Genomic DNA, 459 nt, shown 5'->3' on the forward strand with positions numbered 1-459 from the left:
TGTTTGTGTTGTGTTTGGTTGTTTTGGTTGGTGTTTGTTCGTTGTCTGTTTTTTTTGGTTTTGTGCGCGTTGTTGGTTGTATTTTTTATCTGTTTGTGCGGCCTTGCGGTGTGGTGGTGGAAGTTGTTTTTTTGGTGTCGTTGGCAGCATTGTCTGTGTGTGTCTTGCTGTTGTGTGTAGTCTGGTTGGGGGTGGTTTTGGTTTGTTTTTGTGGGTGGGTGGTGGGGTGGGGGGGGGGGTTGTGTGGGGTTGTTTGGGGGTGGTTTTGTTTGGGTGGGCGTTGTTATTGGTTGGCTTTTGTTTGGTGGTGTTTTGTTGTGTGCGGTTTGCCAAGGCTGGGGTTGCCGTGTGTGTTTTTACCGAGGGTTTTGTTGGGGGGGGGGATTTGTGAATGTGGGCAATTGGGGCGTTTGTCTGGTTTTGTGCGAGGGTGGTGTGTTTTGTTGTGGTGTTGGTGGT

At 49.5% G+C, this 459-nt stretch carries 1 protein-coding gene; it reads left to right on the plus strand.

The annotated features are described in order from the left end of the window. The coding region (locus ACTHTY_RS11835) for a hypothetical protein (RefSeq protein ID WP_440367822.1) at positions 1-391 on the plus strand (391 nt) is incomplete at its 5' end. Positions 392-459 lie beyond the last annotated feature (68 nt).

Source organism: Neisseria sp. P0019.S002 (genome assembly GCF_051957155.1).
Taxonomy (GTDB): Bacteria; Pseudomonadota; Gammaproteobacteria; order Burkholderiales; family Neisseriaceae; genus Neisseria; species Neisseria perflava.